Source organism: Shinella sp. G-2 (genome assembly GCF_050172695.1).
Lineage (GTDB): Bacteria > Pseudomonadota > Alphaproteobacteria > Rhizobiales > Rhizobiaceae > Shinella.
The window spans coordinates 463,496-478,792 of record NZ_JBBEYH010000003.1 but is presented as its reverse complement, the minus strand read 5'-3'; the positions used below and the strand labels follow the sequence as shown (position 1 = coordinate 478,792).

The 15,297-nt window shown below is 64.5% G+C and carries 14 protein-coding genes; 7 read left to right on the top strand and 7 right to left on the bottom strand.

From position 1 onward, the window contains the following. Positions 1 to 2,073, top strand: a complete 2,073-nt coding sequence (locus V8U06_RS08805; protein ID WP_427140323.1) for a hypothetical protein — start codon at positions 1 to 3, stop codon at positions 2,071 to 2,073. A 177-nt stretch (positions 2,074 to 2,250) separates the two neighbouring features. Further along, complete coding sequence (locus V8U06_RS08800) at positions 2,251 to 2,787, top strand: glyoxalase superfamily protein (RefSeq protein ID WP_427140322.1); 537 nt, start codon at positions 2,251 to 2,253, stop codon at positions 2,785 to 2,787. An 86-nt stretch (positions 2,788 to 2,873) separates the two neighbouring features. Here the strand turns inward: V8U06_RS08800 and V8U06_RS08795 are convergent, their stop codons facing one another. After that, positions 2,874 to 3,398 (bottom strand): GNAT family N-acetyltransferase, encoded by a 525-nt coding sequence (locus V8U06_RS08795; protein ID WP_226918222.1) that lies wholly within the window; start codon positions 3,396 to 3,398, stop codon positions 2,874 to 2,876. A gap of 281 nt (positions 3,399 to 3,679) precedes the next feature. Here V8U06_RS08795 and V8U06_RS08790 point away from each other — a divergent pair, with 281 nt between their 5' ends. Then, on the top strand, positions 3,680 to 4,666 hold the full coding sequence (locus tag V8U06_RS08790; RefSeq protein WP_427140321.1) for a glutathione S-transferase family protein: 987 nt from the start codon (positions 3,680 to 3,682) through the stop codon (positions 4,664 to 4,666). Between the two features lies 1 nt (position 4,667). Here the strand turns inward: V8U06_RS08790 and V8U06_RS08785 are convergent, their stop codons facing one another. Beyond that, on the bottom strand, positions 4,668 to 5,168 hold the full coding sequence (locus V8U06_RS08785; protein ID WP_427140320.1) for an NUDIX domain-containing protein: 501 nt from the start codon (positions 5,166 to 5,168) through the stop codon (positions 4,668 to 4,670). Between the two features lie 110 nt (positions 5,169 to 5,278). Between V8U06_RS08785 and V8U06_RS08780 the strand changes: the two genes are divergently transcribed. The 4 genes from V8U06_RS08780 to V8U06_RS08765 all read left to right on the top strand — a co-directional run bounded on the left by V8U06_RS08780 (position 5,279) and on the right by V8U06_RS08765 (position 8,513). Continuing rightward, positions 5,279 to 6,181, top strand: a complete 903-nt coding sequence (locus V8U06_RS08780; protein ID WP_226918219.1) for a metallophosphoesterase family protein — start codon at positions 5,279 to 5,281, stop codon at positions 6,179 to 6,181. Between the two features lie 128 nt (positions 6,182 to 6,309). Further along, the gene (locus V8U06_RS08775; RefSeq protein ID WP_427140319.1) at positions 6,310 to 6,942 is read left to right on the top strand and encodes a tetratricopeptide repeat protein; all 633 of its coding nucleotides are present in this window, start codon (positions 6,310 to 6,312) and stop codon (positions 6,940 to 6,942) included. A gap of 195 nt (positions 6,943 to 7,137) precedes the next feature. Beyond that, on the top strand, positions 7,138 to 7,656 hold the full coding sequence (locus tag V8U06_RS08770; RefSeq protein ID WP_226918217.1) for an RNA polymerase sigma factor: 519 nt from the start codon (positions 7,138 to 7,140) through the stop codon (positions 7,654 to 7,656). 2 nt (positions 7,657 to 7,658) lie between these two features. Beyond that, positions 7,659 to 8,513, top strand: coding sequence for an anti-sigma factor family protein (locus tag V8U06_RS08765; protein WP_427140318.1), 855 nt, complete (start codon positions 7,659 to 7,661; stop codon positions 8,511 to 8,513). Between the two features lie 217 nt (positions 8,514 to 8,730). Here the strand turns inward: V8U06_RS08765 and leuA are convergent, their stop codons facing one another. The 5 genes from leuA to V8U06_RS08740 all read right to left on the bottom strand — a co-directional run bounded on the left by leuA (position 8,731) and on the right by V8U06_RS08740 (position 15,282). Next, positions 8,731 to 10,437 (bottom strand): 2-isopropylmalate synthase, encoded by a 1,707-nt coding sequence (gene leuA / locus V8U06_RS08760; protein ID WP_226918215.1) that lies wholly within the window; start codon positions 10,435 to 10,437, stop codon positions 8,731 to 8,733. Positions 10,438 to 10,809: 372 nt separating this feature from the next. Continuing rightward, complete coding sequence (locus tag V8U06_RS08755; protein WP_226918214.1) at positions 10,810 to 11,388, bottom strand: ATP-dependent Clp protease proteolytic subunit; 579 nt, start codon at positions 11,386 to 11,388, stop codon at positions 10,810 to 10,812. A 136-nt stretch (positions 11,389 to 11,524) separates the two neighbouring features. Further along, positions 11,525 to 11,989: a preQ(1) synthase gene (queF, locus tag V8U06_RS08750; protein ID WP_427140317.1), complete on the bottom strand. Its 465-nt coding sequence runs from the start codon at positions 11,987 to 11,989 to the stop codon at positions 11,525 to 11,527. Beyond that, on the bottom strand, positions 11,986 to 12,903 hold the full coding sequence (locus V8U06_RS08745) for a cation diffusion facilitator family transporter (protein WP_427140316.1): 918 nt from the start codon (positions 12,901 to 12,903) through the stop codon (positions 11,986 to 11,988). The genes queF and V8U06_RS08745 overlap by 4 nt, the downstream gene beginning before the upstream one ends. Positions 12,904 to 13,092: 189 nt before the next feature. Beyond that, positions 13,093 to 15,282, bottom strand: coding sequence for an anthranilate synthase (locus V8U06_RS08740; protein ID WP_427140315.1), 2,190 nt, complete (start codon positions 15,280 to 15,282; stop codon positions 13,093 to 13,095). Between the last annotated feature and the right edge of the window lie 15 nt (positions 15,283 to 15,297).

Here is a 15,297-nt window from a genome sequence, read left to right as displayed (position 1 = left end):
ATGACGCTTCAGTTTTCCCCCTTCCTGCCCTGGATCGCCATTGCCGCCATCGGCCTTGCCGGACTGGCGCTGGCCGCCCTCGGCCTCTGGCGGGGTCTGCGCGGCGCGTTTCTGCGTGCCCTGGCGCTTGCCTTCCTCGTGCTGGCGCTCGCCAACCCGGTCTTTCTCCAGGAGGACCGCGAGGCCCTGTCGACCGTCGTTCCCGTCATCGTCGACCGCAGCCAGAGCCAGGACAGCGAGGAGCGGACCGCCCAGACGAACGCCGCGCTGGAAGGGCTCAAGGAGCGTTTCGCCCGCTATCCGCGCATCGAGCCGCGCATCGTCGAGGCCGGCGACGACGGCACCTCGGACACGCCCTCCACCCGCCTTTTCGAGGCGCTGAATTCGGCCATCGCCGACGTGCCGCGCTCGCGCGTCGGCGGCGCCATCTTCATCACCGACGGCCAGGTGCACGATATCCCTGCGGCGTCCGCCTTCTCGGGCTTCGACGCCCCTGTGCATGCGCTCGTCACGGGCCGGCCCGACGAATTCGACCGCCGTATCGAGGTGGTGAGCGCGCCGCGCTTCGGCATCGTCGGCGAGCCGCAGGAGTTGAAATTCCGCGTGGTGGACGACGGCGTCGGCACCAGCGAAGCCGCCCGCGTGACCGTGCGCCTCAACGGCAACGAGATCGCCTCGGAAATCGCCCAGCCCGGCACCGAGCAGCCGCTCGGCTTCACCGTGCCGCGCGGCGGCAACAACATCCTCGAATTCGAAGTCGCGCCGGTCGAGGGCGAGATCACCACGGCCAACAACCGCGCCGTCCATGTCATCGAAGGCATCCGCGAGAACCTGCGCGTGCTGCTGGTCTCGGGCGAGCCGCATGCGGGCGAACGCGCCTGGCGCAACCTGCTGAAGTCCGATACCGCCATCGACCTCGTGCACTTCACCATCCTGCGTCCGCCGGAAAAGCAGGACGGCACGCCGATCAACGAACTGTCGCTGATCGCCTTCCCGACACGCGAACTCTTCGTCGACAAGATCAACGAATTCGACCTCATCATCTTCGACCGCTACCAGCACCGCGGCGTGCTGCCGATCCTCTACTACGACAACATCGCGCAATATGTGGAAAACGGCGGCGCGCTGCTGATCGCGGCGGGACCGGAGCATGCGGGCAGCGATTCCATCGCCGGAACGCCATTGGCCGCCGTGCTGCCGGCAACCCCGACCGGCGCGATGAACGAGGCGCCCTTCTATCCGCGCCTCTCGCAGGAAGGCCGCAAACACCCCGTCACGCGTGGCCTCGAAGGCGCGAACGACGAGCCGCCGCATTGGGGCCGATGGTTCCGCACGGTCGATGTCCAGCGCCCCGAAGGCAATGTCGTGATGGAGGCCGAGGGCGGCAAGCCGCTGCTGGTGCTCAACCGCGTCGGCAAGGGGCGCGTCGCCATGCTGCTCTCCGATCAGGGCTGGCTCTGGGCTCGCGGCTTCGAAGGCGGCGGCCCGCATGTCTCGCTCTACCGGCGCACCGCGCACTGGCTGATGCAGGAACCGGCGCTCGAGGAAGAGGCACTGACCGCCCGCACCTTCGGCCGCACATTGCAGATCAACCGCCAGACCATCGGTGACGCACCCGGCGAAGCCATCCTGAAACTGCCCTCCGGCAAGACGGAGCGCGCGACGCTGACCGAGGCCGAACCCGGCCTCTACCGCGCGGAGGTGCGCACGACCGAGACCGGGCTTTACGAGATCGCCAACGGCGATCTCACCGCCCTCGTCCATGTCGGCGCGGTCGATGCGCCGGAGTTCAAGGCGACGATTTCGACGACCGAGACGCTGAAGCCACTCGCCGAGACCACCAGAGGCACCGTGCGCCGGCTGGTCGGCGAAAATGGCGAGGCCATCTCCCTGCCGCCGCTGCTGCCCGTTTCCGGTGCGGTGCGCACAATCGACGAGAACCGCCTGTCGCTGCGCATGACGGACGAGACGGTGCTGAAGGGCATCGACTCGCTGCCGCTCTTCGCCGGCTTTGCCGGCGTCGGCCTGCTGCTGCTCGCCTTCTCCGCCATGTGGTACCGCGAGGGGCGTTGACCTCTCTCGGGTTTCGGCTAGTCTTGCGGCACGGCCGGAGGCGGCCGGCAGACCCGCGCCTTTGAAGAAGGCATGGCGAACGCCTCCAGAACAACCTTTCTCCACCGTTCATCGTTGGGCGAAGGCGTCGGCAATGCGGGCACTGACGGGGACTTCGCCGGAACGAAAGGAACGGACATGCGCGATTTTCGCGATGCCAAGGCCATGGCGAAAGCCATGCGGGAAACGCTGGCCGCCCGCAACATCGAGATCTCCCACAGCGAAGCCCTCGAAATCGTCGCCCGCCAGTTCGGCGTTGAGACGTGGAACATCCTCTCCGCGAAGATCGAGGCCAAGCTGCCGGAAAACGGCGTGGCCTTCGAGCAGGCCGTGCCGATCGTGCGCATCTTCGACGTGGCGAAGGCGCATGAATTCTATCTTGGCTTTCTCGGCTTCTCCGTCGACTGGGAGCATCGCTACGGCGACAACTTCCCGCTCTACACGCAGGTCTCCCGTGGCGGGCTGCGCCTGCATCTTTCCGAACATGCGGGCGATGCGACGCCCGGCGGCAACATGGTCGTCTACATGAAGGGCATCCGTGCCTTCCAGAAGGACCTGATCGGCAAGAACTACCGCTACATGAAGCCGGGGCTGGAGGATGAAGGCTCGCGGCTGGAGGTAGAGGTCACCGACCCCTTCCAGAACCGCATCCGTTTCATGGAACTGAAGGACTGAACCGCATTCGCGGCAGCCTCATTCGGCTGCCGCCCCCTCTCCCCGCCTGCGGGGCGGGAACGGGGTGAAGGCAAGGCACCGGAAGATTACAGTTCCTGCGACCCGTCGTCCCGCCAGGCGATGACGCCGTTCAGCCGCGCATGCGTGTCCTCTGCGAAGGGCATGACCAGCACCCGGGCCGGATCCACCGGGCCGGGGAAGGCCAGCGCATTCCAGGCGACCTTCTCGAAGCCGAGCGGGCCGTAATAGGGCGGATCGCCAACGAGCACGACCGCTTCGGATCCCTTCCGCTGGGCGGCGGCGCAAGCGATGCGCAGCAACTCCCGGCCGATGCCCCGGTTCTTGTGCGAGGGCCGCACGGCGAGCGGACCGAGCAGATGCGCCTTCACGCCGCCGGCCAGAACCGGCGTCATCCGCACCGAGGCGATCGTCTCGCCATCGTCCGTGCAGACGAAGGACAGCGACCGGTCGTGCGGACCCTGCTCGCGGATGCGCGCAGCGGCACGAACATGCCGGCCGGGCCCGAAGGCTTCTTCGTTGATATGTTCGATGGCGTCGTCGTGGGAGGCGTGTTCCGTCAGGTAGACGATGTCGTGCTTCAGCATGTTCATGGATCGAGGAACCGGATACGAGCGAGGGATGCGGGTTATCGCGCCGCCGCAAGGGGGCGCAGCAGGAGCATCAGCGTCGTCGTGGGGTTCCCGTGTAGAACATGCGGATCGTCTTCCTCGCCGGCTGAAGTGCCGGTTCTGGTCTGCGCGGATAGCAGATATTTTTCCGATGTCAAAGCGCAAAACGCACCGTTCACCAAAATGCGCCTATCCAGCCTTGCCCCATGCGCTATCTATGGATGCAAGTTCAAGCCGCAGGACGCGGCAAAAAGGAGATCATCATGGGCATGCTCGTTGACGGCGTCTGGCACGACGTCTGGTACGATACGAAGGCGACGAAGGGCCATTTCCAGCGCTCCGTCTCGCAGTTCCGCAACTGGATCACCCCGGATGGTGCGCCCGGCCCGACCGGCGAAGGCGGCTTTGCCGCAGAGGCCGGCCGCTACCATCTCTATGTCTCCTATGCCTGTCCCTGGGCGCACCGCACGCTGATCTTCCGCAAGCTGAAGAAACTGGAAGACCTGATCACCGTTTCGGTCGTCGATCCGCTGATGCTGGCCAAGGGCTGGGAATTCAAAGGCGAGAACGGCGGCACGCTGGATGCGCTGTTCGGCGCTTCGATGCTCTACGAGGTGTATCTCAAGGCCGATCCGCACTATTCCGGCCGCGTCACCGTGCCCGTCCTCTGGGACAAGAAGCAGAACCGCATGGTCTCGAACGAATCGGCCGAGATCATCCGCATGTTCAATTCCGCCTTCGACCACCTGACAGGCTCGCGCGACGATTTCTACCCGGAGATCCTGCGCGCCGAGCTCGATGCGCTGAACGACAGCATCTACGACACCGTCAACAACGGCGTCTACAAGGCCGGCTTCGCCACGACGCAGGATGCCTATGAAGGCAGTGTCGGCAAGCTTTTCGCCATGCTGGATAGCCTGGAGGAACGGCTGTCGACGAAGCGTTATCTCACCGGCGACCGCGTCACGGAGGCCGACTGGCGGCTCTTCACGACGCTGGTGCGCTTCGATCCGGTCTATGTCGGCCACTTCAAGTGCAACATCCGCCGCATCGCCGACTATCCGAACCTTTATGGCTACCTGCGCGATCTCTATCAGGTGCCTGGCGTCGCCGAGACGGTGAACATGCGTCACATCAAGGAGCACTATTACCGCAGCCACACGATGATCAACCCGACCGGCATCGTGCCCGTCGGCCCGGACATCGACCTCGCCTCCCCGCACGGCCGGGACCGGCTGAAGGCCGCCTGACCTACCAGAAATCCGCGAAAGGCGCCCGACCGGCAAGCTCGTCCAGCCGCCGGCGGGTGGCTGCGGTGGTCGCGGCCGGCAGGGCGTCGAGCGCGAAGAAACCGGCCTCGACGATCTCGCGGTCCTTGAGGCGCGGCGCGGTCTGGGCAACGCCGTCGCAGCGATAGAGCAGCACATGGTCGCGCTTGCTGGTCTGGCGGTTGAAATAGACATGCACGAGCCGCGGCGCGTCGCCGATGGCAAGATTGCCCTCTTCCCGCATCTCCTTCGCCAGCGCCTCCAGCGCCGTCTCGCCCCGCTCCACGCCGCCGCCCGGCAGGTGCCAGCCCGGCACGTAGCTGTGGCGCACGAGGAAGACACGCCCCTCCCCGTCGAAACAGGCCGCCCGCACCCCCATGGTCATGCCGCGCGAGAGCGCGAAATAGCCATGCAGAACGCGTGTCACCAGCCGCGTGAGCGGGCTTCGGGGCGCGGAGACGTCGGTGGGCTTGTCCTGTTCCATGACGGCACTTCGCCGCAAGCGCCTGGCCAAATCAAGGCACGATGCGGCAGATGCCCGCGAATATCCACGCCTTGCGTTTCCCTTGGCGGCCTTATGCTCTAAGGAGGGGTATGTTCAGACTTGCCCACATATCGGACGTCCATCTCGGGCCGCTGCCCGCCCTCACCTTTCTGGAACTGTTTTCCAAGCGCATCACCGGCTTCGTGAACTGGCACCGCAACCGCCGCCGGCACCTCTTCACGAACACGCTCGACCTCGTGCTCGATGACATCGAGCGGCAGGCGCCGGATCATCTGGCAATCACCGGCGATCTCGTGAACCTTGCCTCGCGGCTGGAAATCGCCGCAGTGAAGCATTGGCTGCCGGAAGCGGGCACGCCGGAAAACGTCTCCCTCGTCCCCGGCAATCACGACGCCTATGTGCGCGGCGCCTACGAGAAATCGACCCGCGCCTGGTATCCTTACATGCGTGGCGACGCTGCGCCTGCCGAATGGCAGGAGGACGTGCATGTCTTTCCCTATCTGCGGGTGCGCGGCCAGGTGGCCATCGTCGGCTGCTCGACGGCCGTCGCGACGCCGCCCTTTTCCGCCTCCGGCTATTTCGGCAGCCGGCAGGCGCGTGAAGCGGTGAACATGTTGCGCGCAGCGGGTGAAGCCGGGCTGTTCCGCGTCGTGCTCATCCATCATCCGCCGATCCGCGGCGCGACCGCCTTCCACAAGCGCATGATCGGCATCCGTCGTTTTGCCGCGACCATCTCGACCGGCGGGGCGGAGCTCGTGCTGCACGGCCATACCCATCTCAACACCGTGCACTGGCTGCCGGGGCAGACGAAACCCGTGCCGGTCGTCGGCATCGCCTCCGCCTCGCAGGGACCGGGCGGGCACAAGCCGCCCGCCGGCTACAATCTCTTCTCGATATCCGGTTCGCCGGGCAACTGGACCGTCGAACGCGAGCGTTACGCCCTGTCACCCGATGGCGCGGCCCTCAGCCTTGCCGAGACGACACGTTTCTAAAGCGGTCGCGAATAAATCACCCCCTCCCTTCGTCATATCTTTCCAGAGCGGCCTGCCGGGCGATCACCGCGCACCGGCCGCTCGAAGACGGCCAGCGTCCGGCAGACGATCCGATCGAGAGGGAACCCATGACCATGCTCCGCCACACCATGCTGCTTTCATTCTGCGCCGCCGTCTCGCTGACGGCGCTGTCGGCCGCAAGGGCGGCCGATTCCGACACGACCACGCCGCCGGTCGCCACCGAGACGACGACGACCTGCACCGACGGCAAGATCTGGAACGAGGAAAAGAAGGAATGCGTCGCGCCGGAAGACATCAAGCCGGCCGAAACCAAGCCCGCCGACGGCACGCCGACCGACGACAAGGCCAAGACGGAAGAGCAGAAGAAGACCGAACGCGAGATCGACGACAAGCTCTATGAAGCCGCGCGCGAATTCGCCTATGCCGGCCAGCACGAAAATGCCCTTCGTGCGCTGCGCGCCGCCTACAATCAGGAAGATCCGCGCATCCTCAACTACATGGGCTACAACACCCGCAAGCTCGGCGACATGGCGCTGGGCATGAGCTACTACAAGCGCGCCCTCCAGAAGGACGAGAACTACATTCTCGCCCGTTCCTATATGGGCCAGGCCCTGATCGAACAGGGCGACGTCGAGGGCGCCCGCGTCCAGCTCGTCGAGATCCGCGACCGCGGCGGCGAAAACACCTGGGCCTATCGCGCGCTGCTGCAATCGCTTGGCGGCGAACGCACCACCTATTGACGCCCTCGCCCGGCGTCGTCCGAAAACGGGACGGCGCCGGCCAAGACGGGGGACAATCGTTGAGGAACGCGGGAAACTGCGTTTCGGCGTGCCGTTCGTGCTTGCGGACCCAAGGAAGAATGTTTCATATCAGACGGTCGCTGCCCAGCCGGGGGCGAATAGAGTTTTGATCCCGAACGTTTCCTTGGAAAAGCAATGCGTCCGACGGCAGAATCGAATGAGTTCCGGCGAGAATTGGTCAACTTGCTGCCAAAGTTGCGTCGTTTTGCCATGACGCTGACGCGCAACAGCAGTGATGCCGACGATCTCGTGCAGGAAGCATGTGAACGTGCCATCACGCGAAGCCATCTCTGGAACGGGGAAGGCCGGCTGGAAAGCTGGGTTTATGCCATGACGCGCAATCTCTGGGTGGACGAGATCCGCAAGCGAAAGGTCCGCACAGGGTCGGGGACGGTAGATGTCGCCGAGCAGGATAACCTGCATATCGAGGCATCGGCCGACAAGGCGGTCTATGCCAAGCAGTTGCACAAGTTGATCATGACCATGCCGGAAGGCCTGTCGAGCGTCTTCCTTCTGGTGAATGTCGAAGGCCACAGCTACCGCGAGGCGGCGGATATCCTCGGGATACCGATCGGCACCGTGATGAGTCGGCTGTCGGCGGCCCGCATCCGGCTCGCGGCCATGATCTCGGAACAGACGGAAAGGAGGGCCTGATCGTGGAAAGCACGCAGGGTCTCCCGCTCGAAGTGCGGTTGTCGGCCTATCTCGACGGCCAGCTACCGCAGGCGGAAGTGGATGAAATCAACGCGATCCTCGCCCGGGACGATCAGGCGCGCGGGGTCTACGAGAAGCTGAAGCTCGGTAGCGAGTTCGGCGCCCGCGCCTTCGACCGCATGCTGCAGGAGCCGATTCCGCTCGATCTGGTGCGCAACATCAAGGATGCCGGCAAGAACGAGGATGAACCGCCGAAGCTCGGCATCGCCGCCATTCCCGTCGCCGCCACGCCCGCCCCGCGCCGCAGCGCCTTCTGGCCGCAGGCGCTGGCCGCTTCGCTCGTGCTCTTTCTCGCCGGCGGTGCCGCCGGCTACCTGATCTCCGAACAGAAGCAGACCTCCTTCCAGGTCGCTTCCACGCAATTCGCGCCCGTGCGCACGTGGCTGGACGACATCGCGGACTATCACCGCATCTATTCGCGCCAGACACGCCATCTGGTGGAACTGCCCGCCAGCGACAAGGACCACCTTGTCGAGTGGCTTTCGGCCAGCACAGGCGTGACCTTCGCCGTTCCCGACCTGACCGCGCAGAAACTGACCTTCGAGGGCGCCCGTCTGCTGGTGGCCGGTGGCAAGCCGACCGCGCAGCTTCTCTATCGCGACGCCGAGAACGAGATCTTCGCCATCTGTTTCCTCAAGAGCGATCCGGTGGAAGGCAAGACCGAACTGGCCGAGAGCATGCGCAACGACATCGGCCTGATCTCCTGGCAGAAGGGCAACGCCTCCTTCGTCGTCGTCGGCCCCTCCGCCGATCCGGATCTCGAGCGCATCGCCGAGACGGTCTCCGCCAGCATCTGACCTGACAGGCCTGAACCTGGTATCTGGATCCTCGTGTCAGGCCCGGGCCTGCCGTCGGGCGAAGCTGTCGTTTCCCTTCCCAATTCTCCCCGACATGCCCCGCCGCCGCTTCGTCATGGGCGGGCTCGAGCCGCCCGGCCGCGCCACGGCATGCCCCGGATAAAAAGAGCCCGGCAGCAAGGCCGCCGGGCTCCTCGAACTCTGACGATGCGAACGATCAGCCGCGCGCGGCGATCACATGGTTGGCAGCCGAGACGATGGCTTCGAGCGAGGCCGTCACGATGTTCGTGTTGATGCCGACGCCGAACAGCTTGCCGCCGGGATGCTGGACCTCGACATAGGCAATGGCCGCCGCGTTCGAGCCCTGCTGCAGCGAGTGTTCGGAATAGTCGACCACCGACATCGGAACGCCGAGATAGATCGACAGCGCATTGATGAAGCCGTCGATCGGGCCGGTGCCCTTGCCTTCGATGCGCTTGACCTCGCCGCCGTCGGTGATCTCTGCGGCAACGATGCGCGAGCCCTTCTGGCCGGCATCGGGGTAGGTGTGGTGGTCGACGAAGCGCAGGCGCGTGCCGGGCTGCGTGACATAGCGTTCCATGAAGCTCTCATGGATGCGCTTGGCCGGCAGCTCGACGCCCTCCTCGTCCGTGATGCGCTGGATTTCGTCGCGGAACTCCACCTGCAGGTTGCGCGGCAGGTTGATGCCGTAGTCTTCCTGCAGGATGTAGGCGATGCCGCCCTTGCCCGACTGCGAGTTGATGCGGATGATCGCCTCGTAGGAACGACCGACGTCCTGCGGGTCGATCGGCAGGTAGGGCACTTCCCACAGCGGCTTGTTGGCCTTCTTGATGGCCTTCATGCCCTTGTTGATGGCGTCCTGATGCGAGCCGGAAAAGGCCGTGTAGACCAGTTCGCCGACGTAAGGATGGCGCTCCGGAATGGCCATCTCGTTGGAATATTCGTAGACCGACTTGATGCGCTCGATGTCGGAGCAGTCGAGCTTGGGATCGACGCCCTGCGTGTACATGTTGAGCGCCAGCGTGACGACGTCGACATTGCCCGTGCGCTCGCCATTGCCGAACAGCGTGCCTTCGACGCGGTCGGCGCCGGCCATCAGGCCCAGTTCCGTCGCGGCGATGCCCGTGCCGCGGTCGTTGTGCGGATGCAGCGAGATGAGGACGTTTTCGCGGTTGTCGATGTTGCGGCACATCCACTCGATCTGGTCGGCATAGATGTTCGGCGTCGCCATCTCGACGGTCGAGGGCAGGTTGAGGATCAGCTTGTTGTCGGCGGTCGGCTTCACGATCTCGACGACCGCGTTGCAGATCTCCAGCGCGACTTCCAGCTCGGTGCCTGTGAAGCTTTCAGGTGAGTATTCGAAGCGATAGCCGCCGCCGGCCTTGGCGGCCATGTCGGTGATCATCTTGGCCGCGTCGGTGGCGATCTGCTTGATGCCGGCGACGTCCTTGGCGAAGACCACGCGGCGCTGCAATTCGCTGGTGGAATTGTAGAAATGGATGATCGGCTTATGCGCGCCTTCCAGCGCCTCGAAGGTACGCGTGATCAGTTCCGGGCGGCACTGCACCAGAACCTGCAGGGAGACGTCGTTCGGAACGTTGCCCTGCTCGACGCACCAGCGGGCGAAATCGAAGTCGGTCTGCGAGGCCGAGGGGAAACCGATCTCGATTTCCTTGAAGCCCATGTCGAGCAACAGCTGGAACATGCGGGCCTTGCGGTCGTGGCCCATCGGGTTGATCAGCGACTGGTTGCCGTCGCGCAGGTCCACCGAACACCAGATCGGTGCCTTGTCGATCACCTTGCCCGGCCAGGTGCGGTCGGGAATGTTGATCGTCGGATAGGGCTGGTACTTGGTTACGGCGTCGGGCATGCCCTGCTTGGGGGTATGGGTCTTCAAAATCATCGCTTCGTCTCTTCGTCGTCCCTGCATTCGCGACAAGGTCTTAGCGCAAGGATCGGCGCTTGGCGACGGCGAATGCATCGGAATTCATGCATGGGGGTGAAACGAGGAGCTATTGCCGGGCGGGCTTTTCGGCCGCCGGGCGCTCCTCAGCGAACCCGGCAACCGCGCGTAAGGCCGAGAAGAAGAAGCGAGGAGAAGCCGCGCGAACGCTCACGAACAGCTGCGCTGCCGCGGGAAACTCGTTCGATGATCTGTGCGCTGGTCTTCAACATGAGGCCGTCTATACCGGCGGGAAGGCCGCGGCGCAACCCACCCATAAGAAAAAGCCCTCCACAAAGGGAGGGCTTCCTCAATTCAAGTGGCCGAAAAGCCTCAGATATCGGCCTGCGACGTCACGATGCGCGAGACGAGGCCGTAGCCCTTGGCTTCTTCTGCCGAGAGCCAGTAGTCGCGGTCCGTGTCCTTGGCGATCTTCTCGATCGGCTGGCCGGTGGCGTCGGCGAAGATCTTGTTCAGGCGCTCGTTCATCTTGATGATTTCGCGCGCCTGGATCTCGATATCCGAAGCCATGCCGCGGGTGCCGCCCGACGGTTGGTGCAGCAGGAAGCGGGTGTTCGGCAGGCAAAGGCGCTGTTCCTTGGGCGCAGCGACATAGATCAGCGCGCCGGCGGAAGCGACCCAGCCGGTGCCGATCATCCAGACTTTCGGCTTGATGAACTTGATCATGTCGTGGATCGAATCGCCCGATTCCACATGGCCGCCCGGCGAATTGACGTAGATGCGGATGTCGTCGTCGCTGGCGGCTGCAAGCGCCACGAGCTGCGAGCAGACCTTCTGCGCCAGTTCCTGGTTGATCGGCCCGTAGATGAAGATCGAACGCGACTTGAAAAGGTTCGCCTCCGTTTCCTTGCCCAGGGGCAGTTCCGTCTTCTTGTCGTCTTCGTCGCTCATCCAAAGTCTCCGGATTGCTCGTCAATAGTCCTGTCGCTGTTCAGATAATGCGACTCACTGGCCAAGACAATGCAACAAAACCGATAGGCCGCGATAGACCTTCGCAGCGCCACCGGAAAACAGGGTAAATGCGGCCTCAGCCGCGGCCGCGATAGGGCTGCACGCCCTGCTCGGGGATCCAGACGCCCTGCGGCGCATCGCCGGTCTGCCAGAACACGTCGATGGGGATGCCGCCACGCGGATACCAGTAGGCGCCGATGCGCAGCCATTTCGGCTCCAGCAGGCCGACAAGCCGCTTGGCGATGTCGATGGTGCAGTCCTCATGGAAGGCACCGTGATTGCGGAAGGAATGAAGGTAGAGCTTCAGCGACTTCGATTCGACCAGCCAGCCGTCCGGAATGTAGTCGATGACGATATGCGCGAAATCCGGCTGGCCGGTCATCGGGCAGAGCGAGGTGAATTCCGGCGCGGTGAAACGCACCACGAAATCCGTGCCGGCATGACTGCTCGGCACCTTTTCCAGCACCGCCGTTTCCGGATTGGCGGGAAGATCGACCGTCTGCCCAAGCTGGGAAAGGCCTGAAACGTCCGTCTTGCTCATTGTGCGACCCTTTCGATTTTCACCTTGATGCCGTGCGCCTTCTCGGTTTCCGGCTCGACATGGATAGCGACCTGCGCGCCCGGCTGCACGGCGCTGATGGCGTCCTCCAGCCGGTCGCAGATCTCGTGCGCCTCGCCCACGGGCATGGCGGCGGGAACGACGAGATGGAAATCGACGAAGGTTGCCGATCCCGCCCGCCGGGTTTTGAGATCGTGCACGCCGAGCGAGCCCGCGCCGTTCGCCGCGATCGCCGCCTGGATCGCCTCGGCCTCCTCCCGCTCCACGGCGTGGTCCATCAGCCCGTCGACCGAATGGGCGATGACCTTCCACCCCTGATAGAGGATGTTGAGCGCGACGAGCACCGCCAGCAGCGGATCGAGCACGGCATAGCCGGTGACGATTGCCAGGACGAGGCCGACGAGCACGCCGATCGAGGTAACGACGTCGGAAAGAATATGCTGACCATCGGCCGAAAGCGCCGGCGAGCGATAGCGCCGGCCGGCGCGGATGAGCACATAGGCCCAGGCCGCATTGATGACGCCCGCTGCGAAATTGATCACGAGACCCAGCAGGGGTGCTTCCATCGGCACGGGGGCAAGCACCGCCGGCACCGCCTCCATCACGATCAGCAGCGCCGCCACGACGATCAGCACGCCTTCCAGAACCGCAGACAGGTACTCCGCCTTGTGGTGGCCGAAGGGATGCGTCTTGTCGGCGGGCTTCGCCGCATAGCTGATCGCCGCGAAGGCGACGATGGCCGCCACCACGTTGACGCTCGATTCCAGCCCGTCCGAAAGCAGCGCCACCGAGCCCGTCACCCACCAGGCGACGAGCTTCAGTCCCATGACGCCGAGGGACAGGGGAATGCCCCAGAGCGCCAGCCGCTTGACCGTGTTGCCGTCAGAATTTGTCATACCGCTCTCCATGCGCATGCAAACGAGTTGCAAAAAGCCTGGCCCATCAACGCAAAACCGCGCGCACGGGGACGTGCACGCGGTTTTCTCTTCGGGTTCGCTATGGACCAGCCGGACGGCTTTGTCAAAGCCTATGCGGCTCGGCGCACAGGAATGGAAACGCCGGCAGGGGCATGGGCAATCCGGCCGTCAGGCCGCCTTGACCTTCGCCTTCTTCGACAGATGCGCCACCACGTTCTCGATCATGCGCATGCCAGCATCCTGGCCGAGCGTCATGATGGATTCGGGATGGAACTGCACGGCGGCAACCGGCTCGCTGGCATGCTCGATGCCCATGATCGTTCCGTCCTCGCTCTCCGCCGTGATGATGAAATCGCGCGGCAGCGTCGAGGGGTCGGCGAAGATCGAATGGTAGCGACCGACCGTCACTTCCTTGCCGAGACCGGAGAAGACGATGCCGGGCTCCAGCACGCGGATGCGCGAGGGTTTGCCGTGCATGGGAATGGCAAGCTGACGCAGTTCCCCGCCATAGGCTTCGGCAAGCGCCTGCAGGCCGAGGCAGACGCCGAAGATCGGCAGGTTGCGGGCGCGCGCCTTCTTGATGGTCGCCTTGCAGTCGAAATCCTTCGGGCTGCCGGGGCCGGGCGAAAGCACGACGAGATCCGGCTTGATGCGGTCGAACACCTCTTCCGGCACCGGCGTGCGCACCGTCGTGACGGTTGCGCCGGTCTGGCGGAAGTAGTTGGCGAGCGTGTGCACGAAGCTGTCCTCGTGGTCGACGAGCAGGATGTTCACCCCTGCCCCGACGGCCGCGACATCGCGCTGGACCTTGGCGGAATTGCCGGACCTTGCGTCCCGGATGGCTGCGATCATGGCGGATGCCTTCAGTTCGGTTTCGGCTTCTTCTTCTTCCGGGCTGGAATCGTAGAGCAGCGTCGCCCCGGCGCGCACCTCGGCGATACCATCCTTGATGCGGATGGTGCGCAGCGTCAGGCCGGTGTTCATGTCGCCGTTGAAGCCGACCATGCCGATCGCCCCACCATACCATGCACGCGGGCTCTTCTCATGCGCTTCGATGAAGCGCATCGCCCAGAGCTTCGGCGCGCCCGTCACGGTGACGGCCCAGGCATGCGACAGGAAGCCGTCGAAGGCGTCCATGTCGTCGCGCAGGCGCCCCTCGATATGGTCGACCGTATGGATGAGGCGCGAATACATCTCGATCTGCCGGCGGCCGATGACCTTGACGGAGCCCGGCTCGCAGACGCGGCTCTTGTCGTTGCGGTCGACGTCCGAGCACATGGTGAGCTCGGATTCGTCCTTCTTGGAATTCAGCAGCTTCAGGATCTGCTCGCTGTCGGCAATCGGGTCGTCGCCGCGCTTGATCGTACCCGAGATCGGGCAGGTCTCGATGCGGCGGCCCGACACGCGCACGAACATTTCCGGCGAAGCGCCGACGAGATATTCCTGATTGCCGAGATTGATGAAGAAGGAATAGGGCGACGGATTGATCGCCTTGAGACGGCGGGAGATTTCCGAGGGCTTGCTTTCGCAGCGCTCGAAGAACTTCTGGCCGGGCACGACCTCGAAGAGGTCGCCGCGCCGGAAGCTCTCCTTCGCCTTGACGACGAGTTCGGCATATTCGCCCGGACGATGATCGCCGTGCGGGGGAATGACATCGACGGTCCTGAAGGGCTCGGACGCGATGGCTTCGTCCCGGCCCTCGGTCGAAATCCCGTCCTTGGCGAAATCGTAGCGATCGATCCAGGCCTTGGCGGCGTAGTGGTCGACGACGAGGATTTCGTCCGGCAGGAACAGCACCATGTCGCGCTGGTCGTCCGGCCGCTTCAGCTTCAGGTCGATGGCGTCGAACTGGAAGGCGAGGTCGTAGCCGAAGGCTCCGTAGAGGCCGAGGCTGGCGTCCTCCGCCGAATGGAAGAGATCGGTCACGGCGCGCAGCACCGTGAAGACTGTCGGCATCTTGGAGCGCTCTTCCTCGGTGAAGACCCGGTCGGGCTGCTTCACCTCGAGATCGAGGCGGCTTGCCGTGCGCGCGCCGAGCGCCAGTTCCGGCACCTGCGCGAGGCGGTCCGCGATGAAGGACAGCAGCACCTCGCCACGCGCATTGTAGGCCTCGATCCAGACGGCGCGGCCGAAGGAGGAGATGCCGAGCGGCGGATCGACGACGGCCGTATCCCAGCGGGTGTAGCGGCCCGGATATTCGTAATTCGAGGAGAAGACCGCGCCGCGCCGCTCGTCGAGCTTGTCGACATAGGCGGAGATCGCCCCTGCATAATCCGCCGCGCGGCGACGGCGGGTGACGGTCACGCCGCCCCGCGTTTCATAGGCTTCGCCGCCGTCTTCCAGAATTTTCGTGGCCATTCCCCAACTCCGTTT